Annotated in this window: 21 protein-coding genes; 5 read left to right on the top strand and 16 right to left on the bottom strand. The window is 60.1% G+C overall.

Annotated elements, in window-relative coordinates; all coding sequences use genetic code 11:
* Window positions 1-212 precede the first annotated feature (212 nt).
* Window positions 213-1,550, top strand: coding sequence for a sigma-54-dependent transcriptional regulator (locus tag ACPV0M_RS01105; protein WP_425621162.1), 1,338 nt, complete (start codon window positions 213-215; stop codon window positions 1,548-1,550).
* A gap of 22 nt (window positions 1,551-1,572) precedes the next feature.
* On the opposite strand, the gene ACPV0M_RS01100 is transcribed toward ACPV0M_RS01105, so the two are convergent.
* The 8 genes from ACPV0M_RS01100 to aprB form a co-directional block, all read right to left on the bottom strand.
* Window positions 1,573-1,911, bottom strand: a complete 339-nt coding sequence (locus tag ACPV0M_RS01100; protein WP_425621161.1) for a 4Fe-4S dicluster domain-containing protein — start codon at window positions 1,909-1,911, stop codon at window positions 1,573-1,575.
* A gap of 137 nt (window positions 1,912-2,048) precedes the next feature.
* Window positions 2,049-3,824, bottom strand: coding sequence for an adenylyl-sulfate reductase subunit alpha (locus tag ACPV0M_RS01095; protein ID WP_425621160.1), 1,776 nt, complete (start codon window positions 3,822-3,824; stop codon window positions 2,049-2,051).
* Between the two features lie 220 nt (window positions 3,825-4,044).
* Window positions 4,045-4,920, bottom strand: a complete 876-nt coding sequence (locus tag ACPV0M_RS01090) for a CoB--CoM heterodisulfide reductase iron-sulfur subunit B family protein (RefSeq protein WP_425621159.1) — start codon at window positions 4,918-4,920, stop codon at window positions 4,045-4,047.
* Window positions 4,921-5,499 (bottom strand): 4Fe-4S dicluster domain-containing protein, encoded by a 579-nt coding sequence (locus ACPV0M_RS01085; RefSeq protein ID WP_425621158.1) that lies wholly within the window; start codon window positions 5,497-5,499, stop codon window positions 4,921-4,923. It lies immediately after the preceding gene.
* A gap of 189 nt (window positions 5,500-5,688) precedes the next feature.
* Complete coding sequence (locus ACPV0M_RS01080; RefSeq protein WP_425621157.1) at window positions 5,689-7,848, bottom strand: hydrogenase iron-sulfur subunit; 2,160 nt, start codon at window positions 7,846-7,848, stop codon at window positions 5,689-5,691.
* On the bottom strand, window positions 7,848-9,083 hold the full coding sequence (locus ACPV0M_RS01075; protein WP_425621156.1) for an FAD-dependent oxidoreductase: 1,236 nt from the start codon (window positions 9,081-9,083) through the stop codon (window positions 7,848-7,850). The genes ACPV0M_RS01080 and ACPV0M_RS01075 overlap by 1 nt, the downstream gene beginning before the upstream one ends.
* A gap of 221 nt (window positions 9,084-9,304) precedes the next feature.
* The gene (aprA, locus tag ACPV0M_RS01070; protein ID WP_425621155.1) at window positions 9,305-11,176 is read right to left on the bottom strand and encodes an adenylyl-sulfate reductase subunit alpha; all 1,872 of its coding nucleotides are present in this window, start codon (window positions 11,174-11,176) and stop codon (window positions 9,305-9,307) included.
* Window positions 11,177-11,198: 22 nt separating this feature from the next.
* Window positions 11,199-11,654 (bottom strand): adenylyl-sulfate reductase subunit beta, encoded by a 456-nt coding sequence (gene aprB / locus ACPV0M_RS01065; RefSeq protein WP_425621154.1) that lies wholly within the window; start codon window positions 11,652-11,654, stop codon window positions 11,199-11,201.
* A 940-nt stretch (window positions 11,655-12,594) separates the two neighbouring features.
* On the opposite strand from aprB, the gene ACPV0M_RS01060 reads away from it, so the two are divergent.
* The gene (locus ACPV0M_RS01060) at window positions 12,595-12,960 is read left to right on the top strand and encodes a YlbF family regulator (RefSeq protein WP_425621153.1); all 366 of its coding nucleotides are present in this window, start codon (window positions 12,595-12,597) and stop codon (window positions 12,958-12,960) included.
* Window positions 12,961-13,003: 43 nt separating this feature from the next.
* On the opposite strand, the gene lgt is transcribed toward ACPV0M_RS01060, so the two are convergent.
* The 6 genes from lgt to glp form a co-directional block, all read right to left on the bottom strand.
* Complete coding sequence (gene lgt, locus ACPV0M_RS01055; RefSeq protein ID WP_425621152.1) at window positions 13,004-13,744, bottom strand: prolipoprotein diacylglyceryl transferase; 741 nt, start codon at window positions 13,742-13,744, stop codon at window positions 13,004-13,006.
* A 151-nt stretch (window positions 13,745-13,895) separates the two neighbouring features.
* Window positions 13,896-14,390: a MogA/MoaB family molybdenum cofactor biosynthesis protein gene (locus tag ACPV0M_RS01050; protein WP_425621151.1), complete on the bottom strand. Its 495-nt coding sequence runs from the start codon at window positions 14,388-14,390 to the stop codon at window positions 13,896-13,898.
* A complete protein-coding gene (locus tag ACPV0M_RS01045) occupies window positions 14,383-14,826 on the bottom strand; it encodes an MOSC domain-containing protein (RefSeq protein WP_425621150.1) in 444 nt (147 codons plus the stop codon). Before ACPV0M_RS01045 ends, ACPV0M_RS01050 begins: the two co-directional genes overlap by 8 nt.
* Window positions 14,808-15,311, bottom strand: coding sequence for a cyclic pyranopterin monophosphate synthase MoaC (moaC, locus tag ACPV0M_RS01040; protein ID WP_425621149.1), 504 nt, complete (start codon window positions 15,309-15,311; stop codon window positions 14,808-14,810). The genes ACPV0M_RS01045 and moaC overlap by 19 nt, the downstream gene beginning before the upstream one ends.
* 2 nt (window positions 15,312-15,313) lie before the next feature.
* A complete protein-coding gene (locus ACPV0M_RS01035) occupies window positions 15,314-17,236 on the bottom strand; it encodes a molybdopterin biosynthesis protein (protein ID WP_425621148.1) in 1,923 nt (640 codons plus the stop codon).
* 149 nt (window positions 17,237-17,385) lie between these two features.
* Window positions 17,386-18,597 carry a gephyrin-like molybdotransferase Glp gene (gene glp / locus ACPV0M_RS01030; RefSeq protein ID WP_425621147.1) on the bottom strand — a complete coding sequence of 404 codons (1,212 nt, stop codon included), beginning with the start codon at window positions 18,595-18,597 and terminating at the stop codon, window positions 17,386-17,388.
* Window positions 18,598-18,833: 236 nt separating this feature from the next.
* Here glp and ACPV0M_RS01025 point away from each other — a divergent pair, with 236 nt between their 5' ends.
* From ACPV0M_RS01025 to ACPV0M_RS01015, 3 genes are all read left to right on the top strand, one after another.
* Window positions 18,834-19,283 (top strand): Spy/CpxP family protein refolding chaperone, encoded by a 450-nt coding sequence (locus tag ACPV0M_RS01025; RefSeq protein ID WP_425621146.1) that lies wholly within the window; start codon window positions 18,834-18,836, stop codon window positions 19,281-19,283.
* A 208-nt stretch (window positions 19,284-19,491) separates the two neighbouring features.
* Window positions 19,492-20,178: a response regulator transcription factor gene (locus ACPV0M_RS01020; RefSeq protein ID WP_425621145.1), complete on the top strand. Its 687-nt coding sequence runs from the start codon at window positions 19,492-19,494 to the stop codon at window positions 20,176-20,178.
* Window positions 20,178-21,965 (top strand): ATP-binding protein, encoded by a 1,788-nt coding sequence (locus ACPV0M_RS01015; RefSeq protein WP_425621144.1) that lies wholly within the window; start codon window positions 20,178-20,180, stop codon window positions 21,963-21,965. The genes ACPV0M_RS01020 and ACPV0M_RS01015 overlap by 1 nt, the downstream gene beginning before the upstream one ends.
* A gap of 13 nt (window positions 21,966-21,978) precedes the next feature.
* Here ACPV0M_RS01015 and ACPV0M_RS01010 read toward each other — a convergent pair whose 3' ends face one another.
* Together ACPV0M_RS01010 and ACPV0M_RS01005 are read right to left on the bottom strand one after the other, a co-directional pair.
* On the bottom strand, window positions 21,979-22,521 hold the full coding sequence (locus tag ACPV0M_RS01010) for a DUF2179 domain-containing protein (RefSeq protein ID WP_425621143.1): 543 nt from the start codon (window positions 22,519-22,521) through the stop codon (window positions 21,979-21,981).
* Between the two features lie 75 nt (window positions 22,522-22,596).
* A complete protein-coding gene (locus ACPV0M_RS01005) occupies window positions 22,597-23,889 on the bottom strand; it encodes a M15 family metallopeptidase (protein WP_425621142.1) in 1,293 nt (430 codons plus the stop codon).
* Between the last annotated feature and the right edge of the window lie 125 nt (window positions 23,890-24,014).

Raw genomic sequence — 24,014 nt, 5'->3', positions numbered from 1 at the left:
CCGCCTTTTAGGCCTGTTCAGGCCCGCTGCATCTGTATTCCTCTCACGCAACCGGCAAATCAGGGGGATTGCTCGGGATGCCGGGCGCCCCAGGCGCAGGGCTTTGTTATGTCTTTCACTTCCGCCGCACGAGGAGAAATCCGATACATGCAGGTTTTTTGCCGTCTTGGGCGAACATAAAAGCAGATTCAAAGAATGGGGATGGGGTACCCATGCTCCCGAAGGTACTAATCATCGACGACGAAGAGGATATGTGCTGGGCGCTGGAAAAGGCCATGCAGCAGGAAGGTTACGCTGCGACCGCGGTAACCAGGGGAAAGCAGGGATTGACCGTCCTCCGCGGCGAAGGAGCGTCGATCGTCCTCCTCGACCTGCAGATGCCTGACATGAACGGCCTGGACGTTCTCCGGGAAATCCGGCTGATCAACCCGGACCTGCCCGTTATCATCATCACCGGGTACGGAACCATCGAAGTGGCGCTCGAAGCCATGCGGCGGGGAGCCACCGGCTACGTGACCAAACCGTTGGACCTGTACCAGCTTAAGCTTACCGTGCGCAAGGCTTTACAGGAAAAAGACCTCGTCAAGGAGGTCAAGTTCCTTCGCTCCGAACTCACCAAGGACCGGGAAGCAATGATCGGAGAAAGCCCCGCGATCAACGCGGTCCGGTATATGATCCAAAAAGTGGCCCCGACGGACGCCACCGTCCTGTTGACCGGCGAGAGCGGGACCGGCAAGGAAGTCGCCGCCGTAGCCATTCACAAATTAAGCCTGCGGGCCGAAGGGCCATTCGTCGCCGTAAACTGCGCGGCGCTCCCCGAGCAATTGCTGGAAACGGAACTGTTCGGGCACGAAAAAGGCGCTTTCACCGGCGCAACCGCGAGGCGGACGGGGCGCTTCGAGCTGGCCAACCACGGGACGATTTTCCTCGACGAGATCGGCGAGATGCCGCCGGGCATGCAGGCCAAACTGTTGCGCGTGCTCCAGGAAAAGGCCTTTGAACGCGTCGGCGGCACCCAGACCCTGCAGGTCGACATCAGGGTCGTCGCCGCTACAAACAAGAACCTCGAAGAAGCTGTCAAGAACGGCTCCTTCCGCGAGGACCTCTTCTACCGTCTAAACGTGATTCACATTCACATCCCCCCCTTGCGCGAACGCCGGGAGGATATCCCGCTGCTGGTAAATCACTTTCTCGGCAAGCTCTGCCCGCCCCCCGCCAACTGCCGCGTCACCGACGAGGCCCTGGAGCTGTTGTGCCGCTACGGATGGCCCGGCAACGTGCGCGAGCTCCAAAACGTCCTGGAGCGGGCGGTCATCCTCGGCGCCGCCGGGGAAATCAAACCGGAACACCTGCCGCAGGACATCCAGCACCTCGCCGAACAGGCAAAGGAAGAAGACGTACCGGCCGCTCCCACTCTCCGTGAAGCGGAAAAAGAAATGATCATCCGGGCCTTGCGGAAGTCCGGCGGCAACCGGAGCCAGGCCGCCCGGCTGCTGGGCATTGCCCGGACGACGCTGCTCTTCAGGATGAAGAAATACGGCATCAATTAAGCCGTAGGCTATAGGCTGTAAGCTAGTCTTCGTCGTCCTCGCCGGCCAATGTCTTGATAATAAACCGCTCCACGCGGTTGCGGCTGTCGATGAGCGTCCAGGTTATCGTGTCGCTGCCGACCAGGGGGATCAGCTTGGCGGGGTAATAGGCCAGTTGGTACTGGATCCTGATCTGGATGGCCTGCCGGGGACAGACCTTGGTGCAGGTCATACAGTCCCAGCAATCCCCGGGATCACGGCAGACAGCCTTGCCCGTCGCGGGATCAAGCGTCATTAAATCCCCCGGGCAAACCTGTTCGCACATCGGCTCGCTCTCACCAAGACACCCGTCGCACTTGTACGGAACAACCATGGGGGGCATGCTAACGCCTCCTTTCAGCCGGCGGCATTCGGCATTCAGATATTCTTGAAGAGGATTCGGCTACGCCGAATCCTCTTACTTATTATTCCTAACGCTGAACGCTGAGTGCTAAGTGCGAAACCACCTAACGTATAACGCTAGATGGTTTCTTTACGGCGGTCCCCGGGGACTATCTGCACATACGGTTCTTTATCCATGATCAGTTCGTCGGTAGCGGGATCGTATACCGAGGTGACGAAGCAGTCGAAGTTGACGTCGTCGACATCCGGATAATCGGTCCTGTTAACCGAGCCAGGGAAGCGCGTCTCCTTGCGGTAATCGATGTGTTCGATCACCAGATGGCAGACGTCCAGCCGGTTGATAACATCCCAGGCGAGCTGCAGGTCGTGCAGGTCCTTCGCCACCAGGTACTGGAGCTGGTGGCGCCGCATATGGTTGACGTGCTTTCTGGCCAGGGCCAGGTAGGTTTCGTTAACGTAGAAAAAGCGCGAGCGCCCGCCGCAATACTCCTCCATTACGGCCTGCATCCGCCACTCCATGTCCTGCGGGACGATCCCGTTCTGCGGTTTCCCGTTGGTGAAGAAATCGCACCGGGCGTAGCGGTCCAACGGGGCAAACACCCTCTTTTCACAGGCGTCGACCAGGGCGGGGTCCAAAATTAAAAACTCCAAGTTGCCGGTCTTGAGATACTCAACCATGCTGCGGGCGGCCAACCTCCCGCAGGCCCACGACCCGGAGATGAAACGCGACGGCGCCCCGCCCAGGGCGTCACCGGAAACGAAGAGCCGGTCCACCGTGGTCATCCGCGACGTACCGATGGTCCACGCCCCGGCGGAGCCCACATGAGCGCCGCAAATGTGGGGATCGCCGGCGTCGATCTCGATCGGCTCCCGGGAAGGGTCGATATCGTGCGCGCCCCAATAAAGGACCAGGATGGGGGACATGTCCAGGTACTGCCCCTTTAACCCGGCCACCCTCGCCGGGTCGCCGCGGCGTGTATCCATGTAGATCGGACCCCGGTGCTCCTCGGTCTCCTTGCAGAAGGCCTTAACACGTATCAGTGTCGGAGCGTTATGCCCGCCTAGGCCGGCATATTCCTCACGGTCAATCATAAAGGCTTCCCCCAGAGCGTTGACCATAGGGGCGCCGACCCCGATAGCCAGCGTCCCCGTAGGCGAATAAGTGTCCTTCGTCCTTAAGGGTACGATGCGCACCTCGAACCCGGTCATCTTGGCGCCCGCCCGCTTACACATGGCGTAGCTGGCCCCGGTGTTGAACGGATAATACCAGATCCGGTGGTGGGCGTCGCCGTGACCCCTCGGCCGCCAGAGCCCCGCAGCCCCGCCGGAACAAACGAGGATCACCTTGCCCCGGGCGATGTAGGTCTTCCCGTCACGGATGCCGAACCCTATGCAGCCCGCGGCCTTACCGTCAACGGTAATGAGATCGGTAACATAGACGCGGTTGTAAACTTCCGCTCCGGCCTCCATGGCCATGCTGGCCGTGATCGGCTTGAGCAGCGCCCCGTTGATCTCGATGTTCCACTTGCCGCGATTGAAGTAACTGCCGTCGGGTTTCTTTTTAATGGGCAGCCCCTGCTTCTCCATCAAGGCCACCGTATCGTTGACCAGCTCGGCGACGCTTAACAGGATGTCTTCCCGGATCGGCGCCCCGTGCATGTCGTAACGGGCATAGGCCACGTAGTCTTCCGGCGTGCCCTGGTTGAGATACATGTTGAGGGCGTTCATGCCTGCCGACAGGCAGCCGCTGTGCCGGATGAAAGCCTTTTCCAGGATTACGATCTTAAGCCCGGGACCGCCGGCCTGCCTGGCTTCATAGGCTGCAAGGCAACCGGCCGTTCCGCCGCCGATAATCAGCACATCGGCATCAATGTAAACCCTTTCCCTGGTCACCCGCGATCCCTCCCAAAGTCGCGGTCAGCCGGCGCTGAGAACACGCTCCCGGCCGGCGCTTGCCTTTAGCTAACAAGTATTCGTTTTGCTTCGTCCTATTCCTTCCGCCGCCAGTGCACACCAAAGGAGGAAACGGAAGGGGCAAACAGCGGCCCGGCGAGACGTCGGCCCGTTTGCCCCGCTAAACAGTTAAGGGCGCCTGGACGGCGCCCCTTCCCGATTACTTGATCTTGGCGAGGACCTTGCTGGGCGAGACGATGTTGTACTCGAAGCCCAGTTCTTTCGGCTTGCAGTCGAAGGCCACGCCCATCAACTGCGTGATGAAGAGAACGGGGATGTCGTAGTTGCGCCCCAGCACCTTGTTGATCTTACGCTGGTAAACGTCGGTGTTCATGTGACACATCGGGCACGGGGTAACCATCAGGTCCGCCCCGGCCTGGGCGGCGCATTCAAGAACACTACCCGTCAACTCGTAGATCAACTGGACATTCGTAAACTGCTGCGAGCCGCCGCAGCACCTGGCCGCCATCGGGAACGGCACCGGCGTGGCGCCGAGGGCCTCCACGATCTTGTCCAACATCTGCGGGTACTCCACGTCGTCGAAATCCGGGCGCCGCAAGGCGCGAACGGTCTGGCAGCCGGTGTAGCAGGCTACCTTCAAGCCCGTAAGCGGCTTCACGACCCGGGCCTTGATCTTTTCCAGGCCGACGTCGTTAACGAGCACGTCGATCAGCTGGCGGACACGCAAGGTCCCGTTGTACTTCAGCCCGGCCGCGCTCAAAGCCTCGTTGATCTTGGCGGCGAACTTGGGGTCGGTCTTGAACTTCTCGTTGGCCCACGCCAGGTTCACGAAGCAGGAGCTGCAGCCGATCAGGACGTCGTGGCCCGCCGGCTCGGCAAGCGCCAGGTTGCGGGAGGCGACAGCCAGCTGCGGGAAGTCGCCGGTGATGTTGGCGACGACCGTCGCCCCACAGCAGTTCCAATCCGGAATCTCGTGGGCTTCGAGGTCCAGGGCCTTATTCACGCACTCAAAAGAAACGTGGTAGGCCTTCCCCGTCGCCTCCATTGAACATCCGGGATAGAAACTATACGGCATCTAGTGTCCCTCCTTTGCCAGCGCCTTGGCTTTGTCGTAAATCTTCTTGACCTGGCCCAGCCCCTTGACCTTCTTCGGCGGGAAGAAGGGCAGGCGCTTGTGCTTGATCATTTCCAGACCGACATCCTGCTGCTTCATGGCCTCAGGAATGGAACCCGGGCCCTGCTTCATGAAATAACCGTTGGTCATGCCAAGCTCGAATACTTTGCCGCGCTTCATCATGCTGTCGAAGAACACCTTGCTCAGCAGGAGGATCGGCGCCTTGGTTCCCTTGGCGTAGTGGTAATTCTTCAGCGCGTGCATGAAGTCGACGATGGGAATGCCGCGCGGGCAGCGCACGGTGCAGTGATAGCAGGAGGTGCACAGCCACGGGGTGTTAGCCTTCAGGACGGCATCCTTTTCGCCGGCCTGGATCATCTTGAACAACTGGCGCGGAGGATAGTCCATCATCTTACGCGCCGGGCAGGTCACGGCACACAAGCCGCACTGCATGCATTGCGTGGCGTACTCTCCGCCCTCGATCTTGCGGAGCTCGCGGGTAAAACTTGGATCATAGGACGGCTTATTTTCTGCGGACATCTTTCCTCTACCCCCTCCAGACTGGTCCGGAATTATTGCCTTGCACGGAGTGCAACCGTTCCAGAATCTTTCGAAGAACTCCCCTTTGCCGATTGAGCTCGCCGCGTGATGAATCGCCGGGGGGCGGGTGCAACCCACCCCCGGCAAAAACCACCAGTCAGCAGACTAACCTAATATTCGACAATGAGCCTAGAAGCCCTTCATCGGGTTCGGGCCGAGTTCCTCTAATCTTTCAGCGAAGTCGCTGATGATCTTCGGGATCTCCTGATAGTCCATGATGCTGACTTCGACCTGGCGGCAGCGTTCAGACTCCAGACCCAGGCGGTCAAGGGTTTCCGAAACCTTCGACAGGCGGATCTCGGCGAGCTCGCTGCCCTTGACAAAGTGGCACTGGTAGTCGTCGCCGTGCTTGCAGCCCATCAGGAGTACGCCGTCCCAGCCGCCGGACATCGAGTCGTTGATCCAGATCAGGTTTAAGGAACCAAGGCAGCGGACCGGGATAATTCTGACCCACTGGCTGTACTCCAGCCTGTTGATACCGGCCATATCCAGAGCGGGGTAGGCGTCGTTCTCGCAGGCGAAGATGAGGATTCTCGGCTTCTCCTCGTCTTCCTCGGGAACCTCGACGGCCTTAATCATACCACCGATCATGTTGACCGAGTAGTTCTTGAAGGAGATGATTCTTTCGGGGCAGGCGCCCATACAGGTACCGCACCTGCGGCAGCGGGTCGGTTCGGGCAGCGGGTTGCCCTTTTCATCCTCGTTGATAGCGCCGAAGGGGCATTCCTCGGTACACCGCTTGCACTGCGTGCACCGCTGCATGAAGAACTCGGGGAAGGACAGGTCGCCCGATCTCGGGTGTACCGCAACGCCTCTTGCCGTGGACTCCACGCACTGGATGGCCTTGCAGGCCGCACCGGCGGCATCCTCAAGGGTTGAGGTGACGTGCATCGGGGCCCTGACGCTGCCGGCGGTGTAGATACCGGTCCTGCGCGTCTCGTACGGGAAGCAGATGAAGTGGGAGTCGGGGAACCCGTACTTGAGAAGCGGCAGCTCCGGACCCTGCCTGTAAGCCAGGTTGAGGATCGTCTTGCCTTCTTCCATCCCCGGCTGTTTGGTTTCGCTGTAAGACGGGACCATACCGTTGGCAAGGACGACAAGGTCTATACCCTCCATGACGACCTTATCACCCGTGACGGCTTCGGTGGCCTCGACCAGCAGCTTGCCGCCCATTTCCCCGACGCCGGCCACATCGGCCTTCAGGAAGACGGTGCCGTCGGCCTGCACCTTCTTGTAGAAATGCTCGAACTTGCCCGGGGTACGGATGTCCTTATAGAATACGTACGCCTGGGCATCGGGATTCAGTTCCTTCAGGTAGGTGGCGTGCTTGAGGGTCTCGACGCAGCAGGCAGCCGAACAGTACGGCAGGTGGTTCTCGTCGCGCGAGCCCACGCACTGGATGAATGCCACCCTCTGAACTTCCTTGCCGTCGGACGGACGGGTGATCTTACCCTTGGCCGCGATCTCTTCAAACTGAGCGTGCGTAATGACATCGGCGTATTTACCGAAGCCGAGGTTTTCAACCTTGGCCGGATCGTACGGCGTAGCGCCAGTCGCCAGGATAATCGCGCCCACGCGCTCGGAACCGCCGCCCTTAATCGTGACGTCAAATTTGCCGGGGCCGCCGGCGATCTGCTCGACCTCCGCCGAGGTGTAGACCTTGATCAGCGGGTTCTCCTCAATTTCCTTGGCAAGGGCGGGAATGGGGTTCTCCTCAAGGTCGGTATAAGGAGCCTTGGTGGGGGCGAACTTGTAGAACTTGCCAGCATAGCCGCCGAGTGTCGCTTCCTTCTCGACGATCACGGCCTGGTAACCGGCCTTGGCCACTTCCAGGGCGGCCGCCATACCGGTGAGACCGCCGCCGACAACCAGCACGGCCTTCGACGGATTTTCAACCTGGTAGGGCTCCGGGAGTTCCATAGCTTTAATCTTGGCGCCGGCCATAAGCAGATAGTCCTCGGCCATGATCTGGGTGTCCTCGTCGTTGGCCGGGTGGGACCAGACGACCTGCTCGCGCAGGTTGACTCTTTCCGCAATGACCGACGGGCCGAAGTTAAAGACATCGTAGTTGACTCGCGGGGAACAAGCAGCCACGACCACGGTGTTGATACCCTGGTCTTCGATGTCCTTCTTGATCAGGTCAACACCTTCGGCACCGCACAGGAAGCCGTGGGTCTTGCAGACGGCGGCTTTAAGGTCCCTGGTGGCGACTTTGGACAGCTTTTCCGCGTCTAAGGCCTCGCCAATACCACAGCCCGTGCAAATAAATACGCCAATCTTCTTATCCATTAGTTGCCACCCCCTACCACCTGGATAGCTTTAAGGGCCGCACCGGTAGCATCGCGCACGGTCTGGGCGACTTCCATCGGCTTCCTGACGCAGCCGGCGCCGATTACGCCGCCCTCAGACTGCACAAAGCCGTCCTGGTCACGCGACACACCGGGGATAACGCATGCCCGGGTTGCCGGCTCCATCCCGGTGGCCAGGACCACCATGTCGACCGGCTGGAACAGGACCTTCCCGGTGCTCTGGTCTTCCACCTCAAGGACCAGCCCGCCGTTTTCACCCGCAGTGATCTCGCCGACTTTGCCCTTGACGAAGACCACGTTTTCATCCTTCTGAACCTTGGCGAACATATCTTCGTACTTGCCCATCGCCCGGATATCGATATAGAAAATGTAGATCTTGGCATCCGGGTACTGCTCGCGGACGTAACCGACCTGCTTCAGAGTCGCCAGGCAGCAGACCTGGGAACAGAAGGCCAGGTGGTTTTCATCGCGGGAGCCCGCGCACTGCACGAACGCGATTGTCTTGGGCGCACCGCCGTCGGAAGGACGCAGGATCTTACCTTCCGTGGGGCCGGTCAGGGCGGCGAGACGTTCCAGCATCACGTTGGTGATGACGTTCTGGTGGCGGCCAAAGCCGTAGTAGCTGATCTTGGCGGCGTCATAGGGCTTCCAGCCGGTAGCCCATACGATGGCGCCGACCTTCAGGTTTACGGTCTTGGCTTCCATCCCCAGATCAACCGCCTGATAAGTACAGGCCTCAACACACTTCCCGCAGCGGTCGCAGGCCGCCATGTCGATGGCGTACTTCATGGGGAAAGCAAACGTATGCGGGAGATAGATCGCCTTGGTCTTGCCCAGTCCATAGTTAAACTCGTCGGCTCTTTCCATGGAGCAGGCTTCGACACACTTGCCGCAGGCTGTACAGTTCTGGTTGACATACCGGGGGTTCAGCTTGACGGTAACGTCGAAGTCACCGGGTTTCCCCGCGACACTCTCAACCTCAGCCATGGTGAAAAACCGGACACGCGGGTTGTTCTTAATTCTCTTAAAGTTGATTTCCAGTCCGCAGTTCGGAGGGCAAATCTTGGGGAAATACTTGTTGAGCTGGGCCACCCGGCCGCCGAGATACGGGTTCTTCTCCACGATGAACACCTCGTACCCGGCTTCCGCAGCTTCAAGAGCTGAAGTCAGCCCGCTGATGCCCCCCCCAACCACCAAAATAGTTTTGTTGACCATCCTTACACCACCCATATCGTTCTGCATTTAACTCCATTGAGACGGTTTGCCACTAGATGATTAAAAAACTAGGCGGGAGGCTTAGGCCTCCCGTCTCCAGGCTGCCGTCTGACACCCTTCTACGAGTAGCTGCGATAACAAAGGCAATAGACTTATAAGTAGAAGGTAAGCGGGCGGGCGAAATCGTACGATTTCGCCCGCTACCCGCTTGGTATTTCAGCTTACAGTCTGATGATGGGCTTCTTGAAGACTTCCCAGTTGCCGGTGGCACGGTCGTACTTGCAGTTGACGAAGACTTCCCAACTGTCGTCCAAGGACGGCTTGTCAGCGCGGAAGTAGTAGCCGGGCCAACGGGTCTCTTCACGGAACAGGACGCTGCGGATGTGCGCCTCAGCCTGCCAGGTTCTGTGGATGTTCTCGTAGCAGCGCATCAGCTCGTGCAGGTCGCGGGCCGCGAGCTTCTCGGAGTCTTCCTTCAGAAGCTGTAGGTACTCAAGGCCCTTCTCAAGCAGCGCCTTGCTGGTGGTGAAGTTGGAGGTGTAACCGCCGGCGTACTCGTCCATGATCTTCTGGACACGGAACATGTACTGCTTCGGCAGGATGTAGTTCGGGTTGATCTCCGGAGTGGTGCCGTAGCCGCTGAACTCTTCGAAGAGTTTGATCGGGCGGACGATACGCTCCTTGATGGCCTCGACTTCAGCCGCGTCGACGTTCGGAAGCTCGGGGTTGTCAAGGACGTACTTGCAGATCCACTTGCCGGCGATACGGCCTTCAGCGTGGGAACCGGAAGAGAACTTGTGCGAGGAGGCGCCGGAGGCGTCACCAGCAGCGAAGAGGCCCTTCACGGTGGTCATGCAGGCGTAGCCCCAGAAGTACTCAGCCGGAGCGATGTCGGGCGAACCGCTGACCCAGGCGCCGGAGGCACCGGAGTGCGAACCGATGAAGTACGGCTCGGCGGCGGCGATTTCGGACGGCTTCACTTCGGGCTCGATGTTGCAGGCGGCCCACAGGAGAGCCTGGGCGATGGTCATGTCAAGGAAGTCTTCCCAAGCTTCCGCTTCGAGCTGCTTCATCTTCTTCTTGAAGGCCTTCTCATCGCCTTCGTACTTGGCGGCCAGTCTCTGGATGGCTTCAGCGGTCTGCATGTAGATCGGGCCCTTGCCGGCCGCGACGTCGATCATGCCGAGCCAGTTACGCAGGTTGGCCGGCATCGGCTTCACGGAACCAAAGCGGCCCCACTTCTTGAGCTCTTCCGCGTTGGTCTGCATGTAGACTTCGCCGTTGGCGTTGGTGGCGGTGGACTTGAAGAGCAAGAACCAGGCGCCGACCGGGCCGTAGGCGTCCTTGAAGCGGACCGGGATGAAGCGGACTTCCTGGCAGGTCATCTCGGCGCCGGCCTTAATCGTGAAGTAGGCGCTGGAACCGGTCGAGAACGGCGGGTACCAGGAGCGGCCGAGACCTTCGCCAGTGGACCGCGGACGGAACACGCCGACCGCACCGCCCATCGCGCAGAGGACGGCCTTCGCGCGGAAGACGTAGACCTTTTCTTCACGAGTGCTGAAACCGACAGCGCCCGCGATTCTGTCGCCGTCAACAAGCGGCTCGACGACAAATACGCGCTCGTAGATGTTTTCCTTGCCAAGAGCGTTCTTCGCGGCTTCCGCAACGATGATCTTGTAGGACTCGCCGTTGATCATCAACTGCCAGCGGCCGCTCTCACGCAGGTAGGAGCCGTCTTCGGCTTTCCAGATCGGGAGGCCCCATCTTTCGAACAGGTGCACGGTGGAGTCAACGTGACGGGCGATGTCGTACACGAGGTCGTCGCGGGCGATACCCATCAAGTCGTTGCGGACGTATTCAACATAGTCCATGCAGGTGTTCTGGCCCTCAGCAATGCCGAGGTACAGGTTGATGGCGGAAAGGCCCATCGCCACGGCACCGCTTCTGTCCATGGCCGCCTTGTCAACGAGGGTGACCTTGATTCCGTGCTTCTTGGCCCAGTGCGCAGCTTCGACAGCAGCGCCGCAAGCAGCCATACCACCACCGATGATAAGGACATCAGTAGTGACTTCTACAGTTTCAAAATTCGGCATTAAACTAAACCTCCTCCGTTAGTTATTTCACTTTGGGAACGTCAACGCCAGTGCCCAGGAAGTCCAGGGAAGCGGGCTCGGTATACAGGTAGGTCGGGTTGTTGATGTCGTCAACGCCGGCGCCGAAGCCGCCATCCGGAACAGCGGTGCCTTCGTCGGTGGTCCGGATCGGGAACTTGAAGCGCTTCACGTTGCCGTTGCGGAACTTAACCGTCCACATAATGTCCTTGGAGCCTCTCAAGGGCACGCAGGCGGCGCCCATCGGAACGAAGTCGGCATAGCCTCTCAGGTCAATGGCCTGCTGCGGGCAAATCTTCGCACAGCACAGGCATTCCCAGCACATGTCGTATTCCTGGTTGAAGGCCTTCATTCTCTCTTTGTCCAGCTTCATCAGGTCGTTCGGGCAGATGTACATGCAAGCGGTCTTGTCCTGCCCTTTGCAGCCGTCGCACTTTTCAGCGATTACAAATGCCGGCATTTACTCGAACCTCCTAATTTAAGTTTTGTAGCTTGGAACCACAAACAAGTCTTCAGCATTCCGTTCCCGGTACCAAAAACTGGCTTCCTGAACACCACTCCCTTCGCAAAATGGGTTGTCAGTGGGTTTTGCTCCCCTCACAGAGTAAGGAGAATAACTGACAATTCTCCTCAAATCCGCAAAGACAGAACACCACTCGCCTCTGTCTTGCGGGGTTCACCGGTTGGTTGGCTATTAAACGGCAACCCAATGTGAAAAATTAAACTTGCATCGCTGGGATACCTTCGACGTGTCCATCCGTTTTTCCTGCTGAGAATCTGCACCCATTTTTTACGTTTTGTTACTGAAATCGTCGCGGTAACCTACCAATATCTGGCAGTAGGTTTTGTGAAGTTCAGCACATAAATTGTCTAAAAAAATCTCTGCCGGGCAGAGCGGTGTCCCTCGAAAAACCCAGGAACAAAGGCTTGGACGTTTGTCAACTAGAATATATCACGATTGTTTGAACGAGGCAAGTCCGAGATATGTGAAACTCTGGAATAGAATAAAGCATTTGCTCCGGCGGTTTTTCGGGCAAAGATAACCATAACAGGCCGAAGGCTGAATCCATAAATAAAGTCTATGTCCGCGGGCCCGAAGATATTACGAATGCTCCTTGTGTGCAAGCGCACATACCATGGTATAATACGGAGGATTGGAGCCGGAGACTCCAATCCTCCGGCATTTAGCGCTTAACTGTTGGACTCCCCAGCGCTCAACCGGGAAGTTAAGTCGCAGGCAGAACTAATCTTCTTGGATCCCGAAGACAACAGTTAGCTTTGAAGGCAAGGGGTTCTTCGGGTTGGGTGCCGGGCCGTGCAGGAATGCCATCAAAAATTCTAATGGAGTTATCGGCCGGGAAGCATCCAGCAAATATTTAAACGCATTGGAGGTATAATACGTGTCGCAAATCCCCGTCTCCCCCGTCATCATAGAAAAGGCCACCGAACTGGGCAAGGCCCTGGTTGAATCCGAACAGTTCCGCCAGGTAAGGGAAAAACAGGATAAGGCTTTCAACAACATGGTGTCCCTGGAGCTCCTGCAAAAGTACGAGGCAACGAAAAAGGCCTATGCCATCAAGGCGGAGAAAGGGGAGCTCACCGAGGCGGAAATAAAGGGACTGGAAGCCCTGGAGCTCGAGTTGCACAAAAACCGCCTGTGCAGGGAATTGCTCGAAGCCCGCGCCGCCTATCAGGCCATGCTGAACGAGGTTATGACGACCATCCTGAAAGTCCAGAAGGAAGCCATGGATAAGATCGAGCCATAGGGTTCGGATCTTGTCCGGATGTCAGGTATCAGTTGTAATGACATCAGTTTGTGATGCGCGCTTTGCGGCTAAGAAGTCGCAAAGCGATAAGCGCCACGAGCATCACAGCCAGGCTCCCGAGCTGCCCGACCGTCAGCCACTCAACCCCTGGCGGGGACTCACGCCAAAAGTCGATGATGAACCGGTAAGCAGCGTAAAGAAAAAGATACAGCCACATCAGGTAACCATCGAAAGGTTTGCGCTTGCGCAGGAACCACAGGGTCAGGAAGATCGCCAGTCCGAAGCCCGCCGAATACAGTTGAGTCGGATGGCGGGCGATATGGTCGAACGGAAAAGTCACTGCCCACGGCAAGTCGGTAGGACGGCCGTAACAGCAGCCGTTCAAAAAGCAGCCGATGCGTCCGAAGGGGTAACCCGCCGCCACGCCCAAAGCCAGCAAGTCACCCAGGCCGTATACCGGCAGCCTTCTCCGCCGGGCGAACCAGATAAAGACGACCAGGCAGAGCCCCAGGGCCCCATAAAAAGAAAGGCCGCCTTCCCAGACCCGCAGCACGTCCAGCGGGCTCCTAATCTCTTGCGGTTCGATCAGCAAGTAAAGGAGACGGCTGCCTGCGACACCGGCAATGATCAGGTAGATGGCGAGATCGAGCAGGGTATCGACGTTCCAGCCCAGGCGCCGGCCTTCGCGGGCGACCACCCAGGTACCCACGGCAACGCCTATGGCCAGCATCAGCCCGTAACCGTGCACGGGCAAAGGGCCGATGTAAAAAAGAATGGGTTGCATAGAATTCTCCTTATTCCGCTAATTCGTTACTTTGTCTAAAAGCGATGCTTATGCCGTCTGGACCGTAGGTCGTAGGACATAGGACATAAGAAAGCTGGTTGGAATTCGGTTATAGCCGAATTCCTTCGTACTATATCCTAAGTCTTACGTCTTAAGTCTCGCGCGCACATTCATGCGCGTTGCCCGCCAGCATGTCCAGGCCGTGCGGCAGGGCCGGCAGGATGACCGCCAGGCACTCCCTTACCGCTTTCGGGCTCCCCGGCAGGTTGACGATCAAGGTGTGCTTGCGGATTCCGGCGACAGCCCTGCTCAGGTAGGCGCGCGGGGTGATCTTGGCGCTCTCGGCGCGCATGGCCTCGGGAAGCCCCGGAACAAGCCGCTCCGCAACCTCCAGGGTGGCCTCCGGCGTGTTGTCGCGCTCGCCGAAGCCCGTCCCCCCCGTGGTCAGCACCAGGTGCAGCTTCCTCCGGTCGCAGAGCTCGATCAGGGTATCCACGATCCCGTTGAAGTCGTCGCTGATCAGCCTGGTCTCGGCCACCTCCCAGCCCTGCGCCGACACCATCTCGGTCAGCACGCGCCCGCTCTCGTCAACCCTTTCCCCGCGCGCGCCCTTATCGCTGATGGTCACGATCCCTACGCTATACATCGGTTACGACCTCCACGGCGTCACCAACCTTGACCTTGCCGGGTTTGACCACCTTGATAAAAATCCCTTCACGGGGCATCACGCAGTCGCCGACCTGCTGGAAGATGGCGCACCCCTTGTGGCACTGCTTGCCAATCTGCGTCACCTCGCCGACGACTTCGGAACCGATGCGCAGCCTCGTCCCCACCGGCAGCGAGAAGAGCTCCAGACCTTCAATGGTAAGGTTCTCGGCAAAGTCGCCGAAGTGGACGTCCAGCCCTTTGGCCCGCATCTTGGCGATGCTGTCGGTGGAGAGCAGGCTCACCTGGCGGTGCCACGGCCCGGCGTGGGCATCCCCCATGATCCCGTGTTCCACCTCAAGGTAGGCTTCGCCGACGTTAGTTTTCTTGACTCCCTTTGTTGCGCTGGTGCAGACAGCTACCACACGTCCGCCCATGTTTCTTCCCCCTCTCGCTGAAAGACGCCGCTTCGGCCTCCCGATTTACTGACCAGTCTTATCGCCCCGATAACCATATGTTTATCGACGGCCTTGCACATATCATACACGGTCAGGGCCGCCACGCTTACCGCCGTCAAGGCCTCCATCTCCACGCCGGTCTGACCGGCCACCCTAGCCCGCCCCTCTATCTCCAGCCGGCCCTCTTCCTCACGCGGATGAAAACTTACCTCCACCGCCGTCAGGTTGAGGGGGTGACAGAGAGGGATCAGCCGCGCCGTTTCCTTGGCAGCCATAATGCCGGCCACCCGCGCCACGGCGAGCACTTCCCCCTTGGCGATCTGGTGCCGGAGAATGCGGCGCAAGGTCTCCACGTCCATCTTCACTTCGCCGCGGGCCACCGCCTCGCGGCAGGTTGCATCCTTAGCGCTCACGTCGACCATTTTGGCCTTACCGCGCCCGTCAATATGCGTTAACTCAGCCACGCCTATTCCTCCCACATGATCCTGCCGCAGTCGCGCAGGTCGTAACCGCCCAGGCGCTCGACGGCGTCCTTGAAACCGGGATCATTGATAACGGCCACGACCCTTTGCACATAAGGTGTCTCCCAGAACTCGCGGAGGGTCAAGAGATCATAGCGTTCTTCGGCGACCGGCACAAAATCGAGCCCCAGGGACTCCGCCGCTGCCCGGATGCCCAGGCCGCAGTCCGCCGTCCCGCCGGCCACGGCTGCGGCCACAGCCATGTGGGTATATTCTTCACGGTCGTACCCGTTGACCTGCTGCGGCTTCAGTCCCACCCGCTTCAGGTGGTAGTCGGCAAGGACCCTGGTCCCGGCCCCCCTCTGCCTGTTCACGAAACGCACGTTCTCGCGCCCGAGGTCGCTGAAGTCCCGGATCTGCTTCGGGTTCCCCGGGGCTACGATAAAGCCCTGCTCGCGCCAGGCCAGGTTGACCAGGATACCGCCCCGGCCGCCCAGGAGGCGTTTGACGAAAGCGACGTTGTATTCCCCGGTTTCCTCGTCCAAAAGGTGGGTACCGGCCAGGTGCGCCTCTCCCCGCTTCAGGGCGTTGATGCCTCCCAGGCTCCCGACGTGCGCCGAAGAGAGGCTGGCCTCGGGGAACTTGATTTTGATGTGGTTGGCGATTACGTCCAGGGCGATGTCGTGGCTGCCGATAACCACCGTGGTGTTCTCTATCTCATTCGCGGGCCGGAGGAGTTCCACCTTCACCCGGCTCCCCGCCTCGTAGCCCTCGTTCAGCCGCGGGACGCGCAAAACACCGTCGGCGCGGATCAGGGTAAGGATCAGGCCCGCGCCCCGGCCCAGGGGGGTGGCCACCGTCCTCTCGCCGACCCGGCCGAGCTTGACGCGCACGAACTCCTCAACCCCCATCGGGGACACCACGCGGCGGGAGAGGACGGCGTCCACTTGGTCCCGCTCGGGGACGGCGCGCCCGAGCTTGGCGTAAATCACCGGCCTGGCGAACAACTCGAAAGTCAAGGCCGCGGAAACGGGATAGCCGGGTATCCCCAAGACGGGCTTGCCTTTGATCGCGCCGAGGATCACCGGTTTTCCGGGTTTGATCGCCACCCCGTGCACCACGACCCGGCCCAACTCGTTAATCAGCGACGCGCTGAAATCCTCGCGCCCCGCGGAAGCTCCGGCATTGATCACGACGAGGTCGCTGTCCTCCACCACTTTCTCCAAGGCCTCCCGCAGCCTCGCATAGTCGTCGGGAACGATCGGGTGCCGCCGGAAATCCGCGCCCCATTCCCGGGCCATCGCCCCGAGGACGCCGCTGTTATACTCCACGATGTCCCCCGGACGCAGCTCACCGCCCGCCTCGACCACCTCGGTTCCCGTCGGGATAACCGTCAGCAGCGGGCGGGGATGGACGGCCACCTCGGTTACGCCGCCGGCGAGCAGCCCGCCTATATCGACGGGACGTATCACGTGGTTGGCCGGAATGATCATTTCGGTGGCGACGATGTCCTCCCCTATCGGCCGCACGTGTTGCCAGGGGAAAGCGGGAGCGATGATTTCCACGACGTCCTCGCCGACGTAATGGACATCCTCAATCATAATCACGGCGTCACAGTCCGGAGGGAGAGGGTCACCCGTATCGACAACGAAAGCCCGTTCCCCCACCTTCAACCGCAGCGGGGTCTGGTCGCCGGCGCCGAAAGTGTCGCGGGACCTTACGGCCAGCCCGTCCATCGCCGAGGCATTGAAATGCGGGGATGAAACCCTGGCGAAGACGGGCCGGGCGCTGACCCGCCCCACCGCGTCCCTGGTGCTCACCGCTTCCGGCTGTCCCGGCGACAGGGCCCCTTGCATATGCAGGAATTCCAAGTACTGCCGCAGGGCGTCCTCCCGGGGCGTCTCCGAAAGGTACACGTTCCTTTTCATCGATCAGTTCTCCTTATGGAGCGGTTCGGTACTGCCGCCTCCAGTGTAACCTCACGCTGTTGGCTGTTCGCTGTCAGCCAAATCCTTTCCTTAGCCTCCAACTCCAACAGCCAACATCCAACTGCTAACATCCCGTAGAAGTCATCCTGCTAAAACAGGATCACTTCCACGGGTTCGCCTTCCGCCACCCCTTCGCGGTCGAGGGGGATGCGGGCCAGGCCGTCGGCCCGCGCCATCGTGGCGATGAGGCCGGACTTGCCGAGAACCGGTTCGGCGTAGAGTTCGCCGTTCTCCCACACCAGGCGTACCCGGACGTAATCCTCCTTGCCCACCTGAGACCGCAGGGAACGCCTGATCCTGGCCCTGATCGCCGACCGTCCTGCGCGCGGGTCCAGGAGAGGGGCCACCAGCAGGCGAAAGACCACCATGGCTGAGACGGGGTGACCGGGAAGCCCGAAGACAAGTTTGCCGCCGACCACCGCGCCGATTGTAGGCTTGCCCGGCCGGACGGCGAGGCCGTGAAAAAGGACGCCCGGCTCGCCCAGCGAGTCGATGACCCTGGCGGTGATGTCGCGGGCGCCGACCGAACTGCCTCCCGAGATGACCACCAGGTCGGTTTCGGCAAGCGCGCGGCGCAATACCGCCGCCAGGCTCTCAAATTCGTCCGGCACGACCCCGAAAAGAACGGGTTCGCCGCCGCACTCCACAACCTGACCCTGGGCCGTGTACGAGTTCACGTCACGGACCTGTCCCGGTCCCGGTTTTGCCTTGACAGGCACGATCTCGTCCCCGGTCGTGATGATACCGACACGGAGACGCCTGTACACTTCCACTTCACCTATGCCGGCCGCCGCCAGGAGCCCGACATCCTGGGGGCGCAAGCGGTGACCCGCCTCGAAGAGCTGCTCGTCCCGGCGCAAATCGTCGCCCCGGCGGATGACATTCTCTCCAGGGGCCACGGGACGGACAACCCCGATCGTTCTGTCGTCGAGCGGCTCGGTATACTCCAGCATGACCACCGCATCGGCCCCGGCGGGCAGCATGCCCCCGGTGGGAACGCGAAAGGCCTCGGCGGCCCCGATTTCCCCGCTGGGGGCCTCCCCCATCAGGATCTCCCCCGTCACTTCCAGGTAAGCGGGGAGACCCTCGGACGCGCCGAAGGTATCCCTGGCCCGTACGGCAAACCCGTCCATCGTGCTCCGGTCGAAACCCGGCACGTCCTCGGGAGCAAAACAGTCCCGGGCCAGCACCCTGCCCAGCGCCTGGCGAAGATCGACTTTCTCTGTCTCCAAAAGAGCCTGAAAATGCCTTCGCAGCTCGGCCAGCGCGGCTTCGACGGTCAACGCGCGAAAAAAATCCACTCCGGCAACCCTCCAGCAACGCGATTGATGTCTGCGTACTTTCCTGAATCCGCCAACAGGCTAATCCTATCATAACCCATTCCCGCAGGCGTTTTCTATAAAATAGCAACCATCTATAAATCTCAATGCTAATGCCCTAATTTTCCCTTTATTGTGACGGTTTGATCACGGTTTGGTCACAAATACTATGTACGCTGGCAGTAACAGATTGAATAAACGGGAAAGGAGGTGTGAGCATGGCGAAAAAGCTTGTTGTCGCCATCCTGGCCTGCCTGCTGCTCCTTTCGGCGGGGGGCGCGGCCTGGGCGGCGGATGCGCCTTTACTGGGTCAAGACAGGTGGATCAACCTCGTGGAGGCGCTGGGCCTTACCGACCAGCAGGCCGAGAAGATGCGCCAGCTGAACGAGGATCACTTTAAAATCCAGAGCGTGAAGCGCAACCAGCTCCAGGAGCTGATGTTCCAGTTGCGCCAGCTGAGTTTCGAGCGCAATCCCGACGTGAACAAGGTCCGGGCGCTACAGAACCAAATTTTCAAACTGCGTTCGGAAATCCGGGACAACGCTTTCAAACACCGCGCCGAAATGCGCGGCATCTTGACCCCCGACCAGCAGGTCAAATGGGATTCCCTGCGGGGACAGCAGATGAACCGGGGACAATGGCGCTTCGCGCCAAGCGTTCAGCAGTAAGCATTAAGCTATGGGATTACCAATGGAAGGATTCGGTGACGCCGAATCCTTCCAAGTCTCCCGTGCTTAGCGTTTAGTGCTTTGTGATTTGTTTCAACCCATGGCTTGTTCTATACTGGAGGCAGCGGACAAGGTTGCTGATATTCCTCGGTTGACTTGTTAACTTAATGTTGACTTAATGTTGACTTAATAATGAGGTGAATCTCCATTGGCGCGGGACAGCATTCTCCTGGTCGACGATGAAAAGCCCATTCACGAACTCGTCCGGGTCTACCTGGAAAAAGAAGGTTATCACATGAGCGGCGCTTTTGACGGCGAGGAAGCCCTGGAAAAAGTGGAGCTGCTCAACCCGGCCCTGGTCGTCCTCGACATTATGCTCCCCAAGCTCGACGGCTGGGCGGTACTGCGCTCCATAAGGGAACAGGGAAACACCGTTCCGGTGATCATGCTTTCGGCCAAGGGCGAGGAGTACGACAGGGTGCTGGGCCTTGAGCTGGGCGCCGACGACTACGTCGCCAAGCCGTTCAGCCCGCGTGAACTTGTGGCCAGGATCAAAGCCGTGCTGCGCCGCGCAGGAATTAGAGAAGAATCGCGCACCCTCACGTTCCCCGGCCTCGAGATCGACGACGCCACCCACCGCGTTACCGTTTACGGCAGCGAAGTGAGCCTCTCCCCGAAGGAGTTTGAACTATTGCGCTTTCTCGCCGGCAAACCGGGCCGGCTCTATACCCGCGACCAGCTTCTCGCCGGCGTCTGGGGATACGACTATTTCGGCGACCCGCGGACCGTGGACACCCATATCAAGCGTATCAGGGAAAAGCTCAGAAACCCGCAGGGCACCAACTATATAAGAACGGTCTGGGGACTGGGCTATAAATTCGAGGTGACGGAATAATGGGGCGCACTCTGCTGCAAAGGCTGCTCCTCACGTACCTGGCCGTCATCCTGGCTACCCTGCTGGCCGTTCATCTGACCACGGCCTACCTGTTCAACAACTATTATCTCTCCGTCAAGGAGAAGGATTTAATAAGGAAGGGCGAGGAAATCGCCCGGCTGGCCGAGCCTTTTTTGAGCAGCCGCTCCGAGGTCCTGCTCCCCTTCGCCAGCCTGGCGACGATGGTGGACGCGCAGGTCGTCATCCTCGACCGCCAGGGGTTGATCCTGCAACTCAGCCCGGGAGCCGGCGGCGGGCGGATGTACGGGGGTTTCGGTCACCGGTCGGAAAGGCTTTTCCCTGAACTTGAAAGGGTATTAAACGCCGAAGTGGCGACCAGTTGCGGCTTCAATCCCCGCCTCAACCAGACCGTGCTCTCGGTCGCCGTCCCCGTCGTGCACGGGTCGGAAACGGTCGGTGCGGTTGTTCTCTATACGCCCGTCGCCGACCTGGCCCCCGTTACCTCCGCGGTACGCAAGGTATCGTTCCAGGCCGCGCTTGTCGCCGTGTGCCTGGCCGTCTTCCTGGGGCTTTTTCTATCGCGCTCCCTGTCGCGCCCGCTGAAAGAGATGAGCCGCGCTTCCCTGGCCATGGCCGCCGGCGATTTCAGCCAGCGGGTGTCGGTAAAAGGTCCTGAAGAAATTGTCCGGCTGGCGGCTAACATTAACGACCTGGCGGCCAATCTCGACCGTAACGTCAATGCCCTCGCCGAAGAAAAAGAAAAAATAGCCCAGATACTCACCAACATGACCGAGGCGGTCATTGCCGTGGATGCCGGGGGGGCCGTAATGATGGTCAACGCCCGCGCCGAAGAACAGGCCCGGCTCCAAAACGCCGAAGGCTCCACCGTCATCGACGCCTTTCCGGGACTCGACGGCGTCTTCCGGGATGTCCTGGAAACCAGAACGAACCTGCGCCGCGAGGTTACCAGTACCGACGGGCAAAAGGTGTACGCCGCCAGCGCCTCCCCGATCCTCGCTCAGGGCGGCGCCCTGGCCGGGGCGGTTGCGGTCCTCCAAGACATCACCGAATTCCTGCGCCTGGAACAAATGCGGCGCGACTTCGTCGCCAACGTCTCGCACGAGCTGCGGACGCCGCTGACAAGCATCCAGGGGGCTGTCGAAGCGGTGCGCGAGGGCGTCGTGGCCGGGCCCGAGCAGGACCGGTACCTCGAAATGGCCCATACCGAGACCCTGCGCTTGAAGCGATTGATCCAGGATCTCCTGGATCTCTCCATCATCGAATCCGGAAAACGGGGCTGGGAGCTTCATGCCATCGACCTGTCCAACCTGATCTCCCGGGTGGTCTTTAAAATGGACAACAGCGCCGGTCCCAAGAACATTTCCTTTGTGACGGACGTGCCCGCGGACGCCCCGCCGGCTCTGGGGAACGAGGACCGCATCGAACAGGTCGTGACCAACCTGGTGAGCAACGCCGTGCGTTACTCGCCGGAGCGCGGGAAAATAGAAATAGCGGTCCGGCCTGAAGGGCGCCGGGTCGTGGTCAGCGTAAGCGATGAGGGGCCGGGCATTCCGGAGGCGGACCTGCCTTACATATGGGACCGGTTCCACCGTGTGGAAAAGTCCCGCAGCCGGGACGAAGGAGGCACGGGACTGGGATTGGCGATCGCCAAGCAAATCGTGGAGGTCCACGGCGGAGAGGTCTGGGTTGACAGTGTTCCCGGCAAGGGCTCGGTGTTCAGCTTTTCTTTGCCCATCGCAGAAGAGAGTCCCCCGCCCACCCTATAACCTACACCCAATATTACCTGCGTACGGAGATTCTTCCAGGATTCGAAGGGAAGATGCCCCCGTGAAAACCGCGGGCGTCCATAACGTTATAAAAGATATCGACACCTGTATCGTCAAGGATCTTCAGGGCCCGCTGGAGGTCTTTGCGCTTAAGGAAGACAAAGAGTACGGGGCGCGGTCCCCGGCTGCCCTCGCCCGTTACGGTGGTCACCCCGAACCCGGCGTTGCGCAAGGCATCGACCAGTTCACAGGCGCAGCGCATGGGAGGGAAGATCTGCATGGAGAGAAACCCCATGGCCATTCTCTCCTCGATCAGGCTGCCCAGGAAGTTGCCGGTGGCGAAGCCGGCCGCGTAGGCGATGATCTTGCCGGGGTCGGTCAGGCCGTTTTGCAGCACAAAGTTGAGCATCACGATGAAAATGCTGACCTCGAGAAAACCGACCAACGTAGCCAGAAGCCTCCGTCCCCTGGTCAACAGCAGGACGCGGATCACGTCCAGGGACACATCGGTGACGCGGGCCAGGAAAATGAACAGGTAACCCAGTAACAGCTCCATTCCGCAGTTTCACCCTCTCCCTGTCCCAGTATCTCTCTTCGAGCCGGCGGAGTCAAGTGAGGCACAAAACAGGCTCTATCCCAGCGGGATGTCGAGCAAGGGATACCTCGCCCAATCCGCGGCGTCAAAATGCCACCATTCCTTTTCGAGAGGAAGAAAGCCCTGTTCGGTCATCGCCCGCGTCAGGACGTCCAGGTTTCTCCGGGCTTTTGGCGTCGTTGGACTGCTGCGGCAGGCGTTGAAGCTGAAATCGTCGAATGCGGTGGGCATCTCCACCTCGCCGCCGTTAAGGGTAACGAGGGTACAGTCCACCGCCGCCGCCCTGCTGTGCTTTGAACCGATACCCGGGTCAGCCAGGAAGCTTTTGTCCCTGGCCGCCTCCCACAAACGCCAGTGGGCCGACACCGGCCGGTAGGCGTCATAGACCTTCAGCCGGAACCCCTTTCGGCGCAGGGCTTTATTTACCAGCACCAGCCGCTCAGCCACGTCCCTGGCCAGGTAGGCGCGTGCCTCCGGGTAGATCTTCCGCCCGGTGAAATTATTCGTTGTCGCGTAGCGGATGTCCAGAACGATACCGGGGTCGAGCCGGGCGAGGTCCGCAAGCGGGAATGCCATCTTGGACGTGTATGGTTGGAGAACCGGGCTCGTCCAGGTATAGACGTGTGCGGCGCGAAGGCGGGTCTCGGGGTGCAACTCCATCATCAGGGGCTTGCGGCCCTGCACCGCCTTCATCATTTCGCTGATGGAGAGACCGGCGGCGGGGTCGGCCGGCGCCTCGAGCCAGACCGCCCTGCCCACCGTTCCCGCAGTCCAGAAAGGCCAGCCGTCCAACCCCTGTTTGTCGCCGGCGAAAAAGGCGCACAACAGCCCCCTTTCTTTCCCTTTGACCCCATCGAGTTCGACGGCGCCGAAAAGAAGGACCGCCCCCGGAAGCCTGCTGCCGGCCCACCGGCGAAGGTAATCCAGGGGCACCGGCGGGCCGTCCGGCAGGCGAAAGACCCCGGCGGGGGGATGGACCCCGGCCAGTCCCGCGCCTTGGTCGGCGTCGATAAGAAAGGTCGTTTCGGCGTTCTTCCCCTGCCCGGCTGCCAACAGAAAGGCGCACCCGTTTACAACGGCGGCCGGGTGCAGCTTCTCCCCCGCGGGTTGGGCGGCCGAGCCCACTCCCAGCCACAAAGGGCGTACGTCCCGCTGGGGAAGGCCCTTCCCGAGGCGGTCAAAAACAGACAGGGGTGCCTGTCTCGAACTGAACAGCGTTTCCCGGACCGGCCGGGAGGCCTCCCTTGTCGGAAAGAGCAAGAGCAGCACGATCAGGACGGCGGCAGCCGCTCCCAGGCGCCGGACGGGGCTTCCCCTCATTCGCCCCATTTCCTCCACCCCCTGGAAATAGATCGGCAGCAAGAGGCCGAGCGCTAAACCTTAATGTTAGATCTTACTTTGGACGGTCGTTAAAAATACGGCTGCGCCAGATTCTGTTTTACAGGGCCTTCCTG

Source organism: Desulfosceptrum tomskiensis (genome assembly GCF_049818055.1).
In the GTDB taxonomy this organism is placed as follows: domain Bacteria; phylum Bacillota; class Desulfotomaculia; order Desulfotomaculales; family JASEER01; genus JBFLVT01.
The sequence above is the reverse complement of the archived record's forward strand: the minus strand, read 5'-3'. Positions and strand labels throughout refer to the sequence as shown.

Bases quoted from the DNA above. Each gene is read 5' to 3' on its own strand.
- aprB (WP_425621154.1), bottom strand. From the start codon at position 11,654: ATGCCGGCATTTGTAATCGCTGAAAAGTGCGACGGCTGCAAAGGGCAG.
- ACPV0M_RS01035 (WP_425621148.1), bottom strand. From the start codon at position 17,236: ATGAAAAGGAACGTGTACCTTTCGGAGACGCCCCGGGAGGACGCCCTG.
- ACPV0M_RS01025 (WP_425621146.1), top strand. From the start codon at position 18,834: ATGGCGAAAAAGCTTGTTGTCGCCATCCTGGCCTGCCTGCTGCTCCTT.
- ACPV0M_RS01080 (WP_425621157.1), bottom strand. From the start codon at position 7,848: ATGGATAAGAAGATTGGCGTATTTATTTGCACGGGCTGTGGTATTGGC.
- lgt (WP_425621152.1), bottom strand. From the start codon at position 13,744: ATGCAACCCATTCTTTTTTACATCGGCCCTTTGCCCGTGCACGGTTAC.
- ACPV0M_RS01105 (WP_425621162.1), top strand. From the start codon at position 213: ATGCTCCCGAAGGTACTAATCATCGACGACGAAGAGGATATGTGCTGG.
- ACPV0M_RS01085 (WP_425621158.1), bottom strand. From the start codon at position 5,499: ATGTCCGCAGAAAATAAGCCGTCCTATGATCCAAGTTTTACCCGCGAG.
- ACPV0M_RS01005 (WP_425621142.1), bottom strand. From the start codon at position 23,889: ATGGGGCGAATGAGGGGAAGCCCCGTCCGGCGCCTGGGAGCGGCTGCC.
- ACPV0M_RS01010 (WP_425621143.1), bottom strand. From the start codon at position 22,521: ATGGAGCTGTTACTGGGTTACCTGTTCATTTTCCTGGCCCGCGTCACC.
- ACPV0M_RS01050 (WP_425621151.1), bottom strand. From the start codon at position 14,390: ATGTATAGCGTAGGGATCGTGACCATCAGCGATAAGGGCGCGCGCGGG.
- ACPV0M_RS01045 (WP_425621150.1), bottom strand. From the start codon at position 14,826: ATGGGCGGACGTGTGGTAGCTGTCTGCACCAGCGCAACAAAGGGAGTC.
- ACPV0M_RS01075 (WP_425621156.1), bottom strand. From the start codon at position 9,083: ATGGTCAACAAAACTATTTTGGTGGTTGGGGGGGGCATCAGCGGGCTG.
- ACPV0M_RS01090 (WP_425621159.1), bottom strand. From the start codon at position 4,920: ATGCCGTATAGTTTCTATCCCGGATGTTCAATGGAGGCGACGGGGAAG.
- ACPV0M_RS01015 (WP_425621144.1), top strand. From the start codon at position 20,178: ATGGGGCGCACTCTGCTGCAAAGGCTGCTCCTCACGTACCTGGCCGTC.
- aprA (WP_425621155.1), bottom strand. From the start codon at position 11,176: ATGCCGAATTTTGAAACTGTAGAAGTCACTACTGATGTCCTTATCATC.
- ACPV0M_RS01100 (WP_425621161.1), bottom strand. From the start codon at position 1,911: ATGCCCCCCATGGTTGTTCCGTACAAGTGCGACGGGTGTCTTGGTGAG.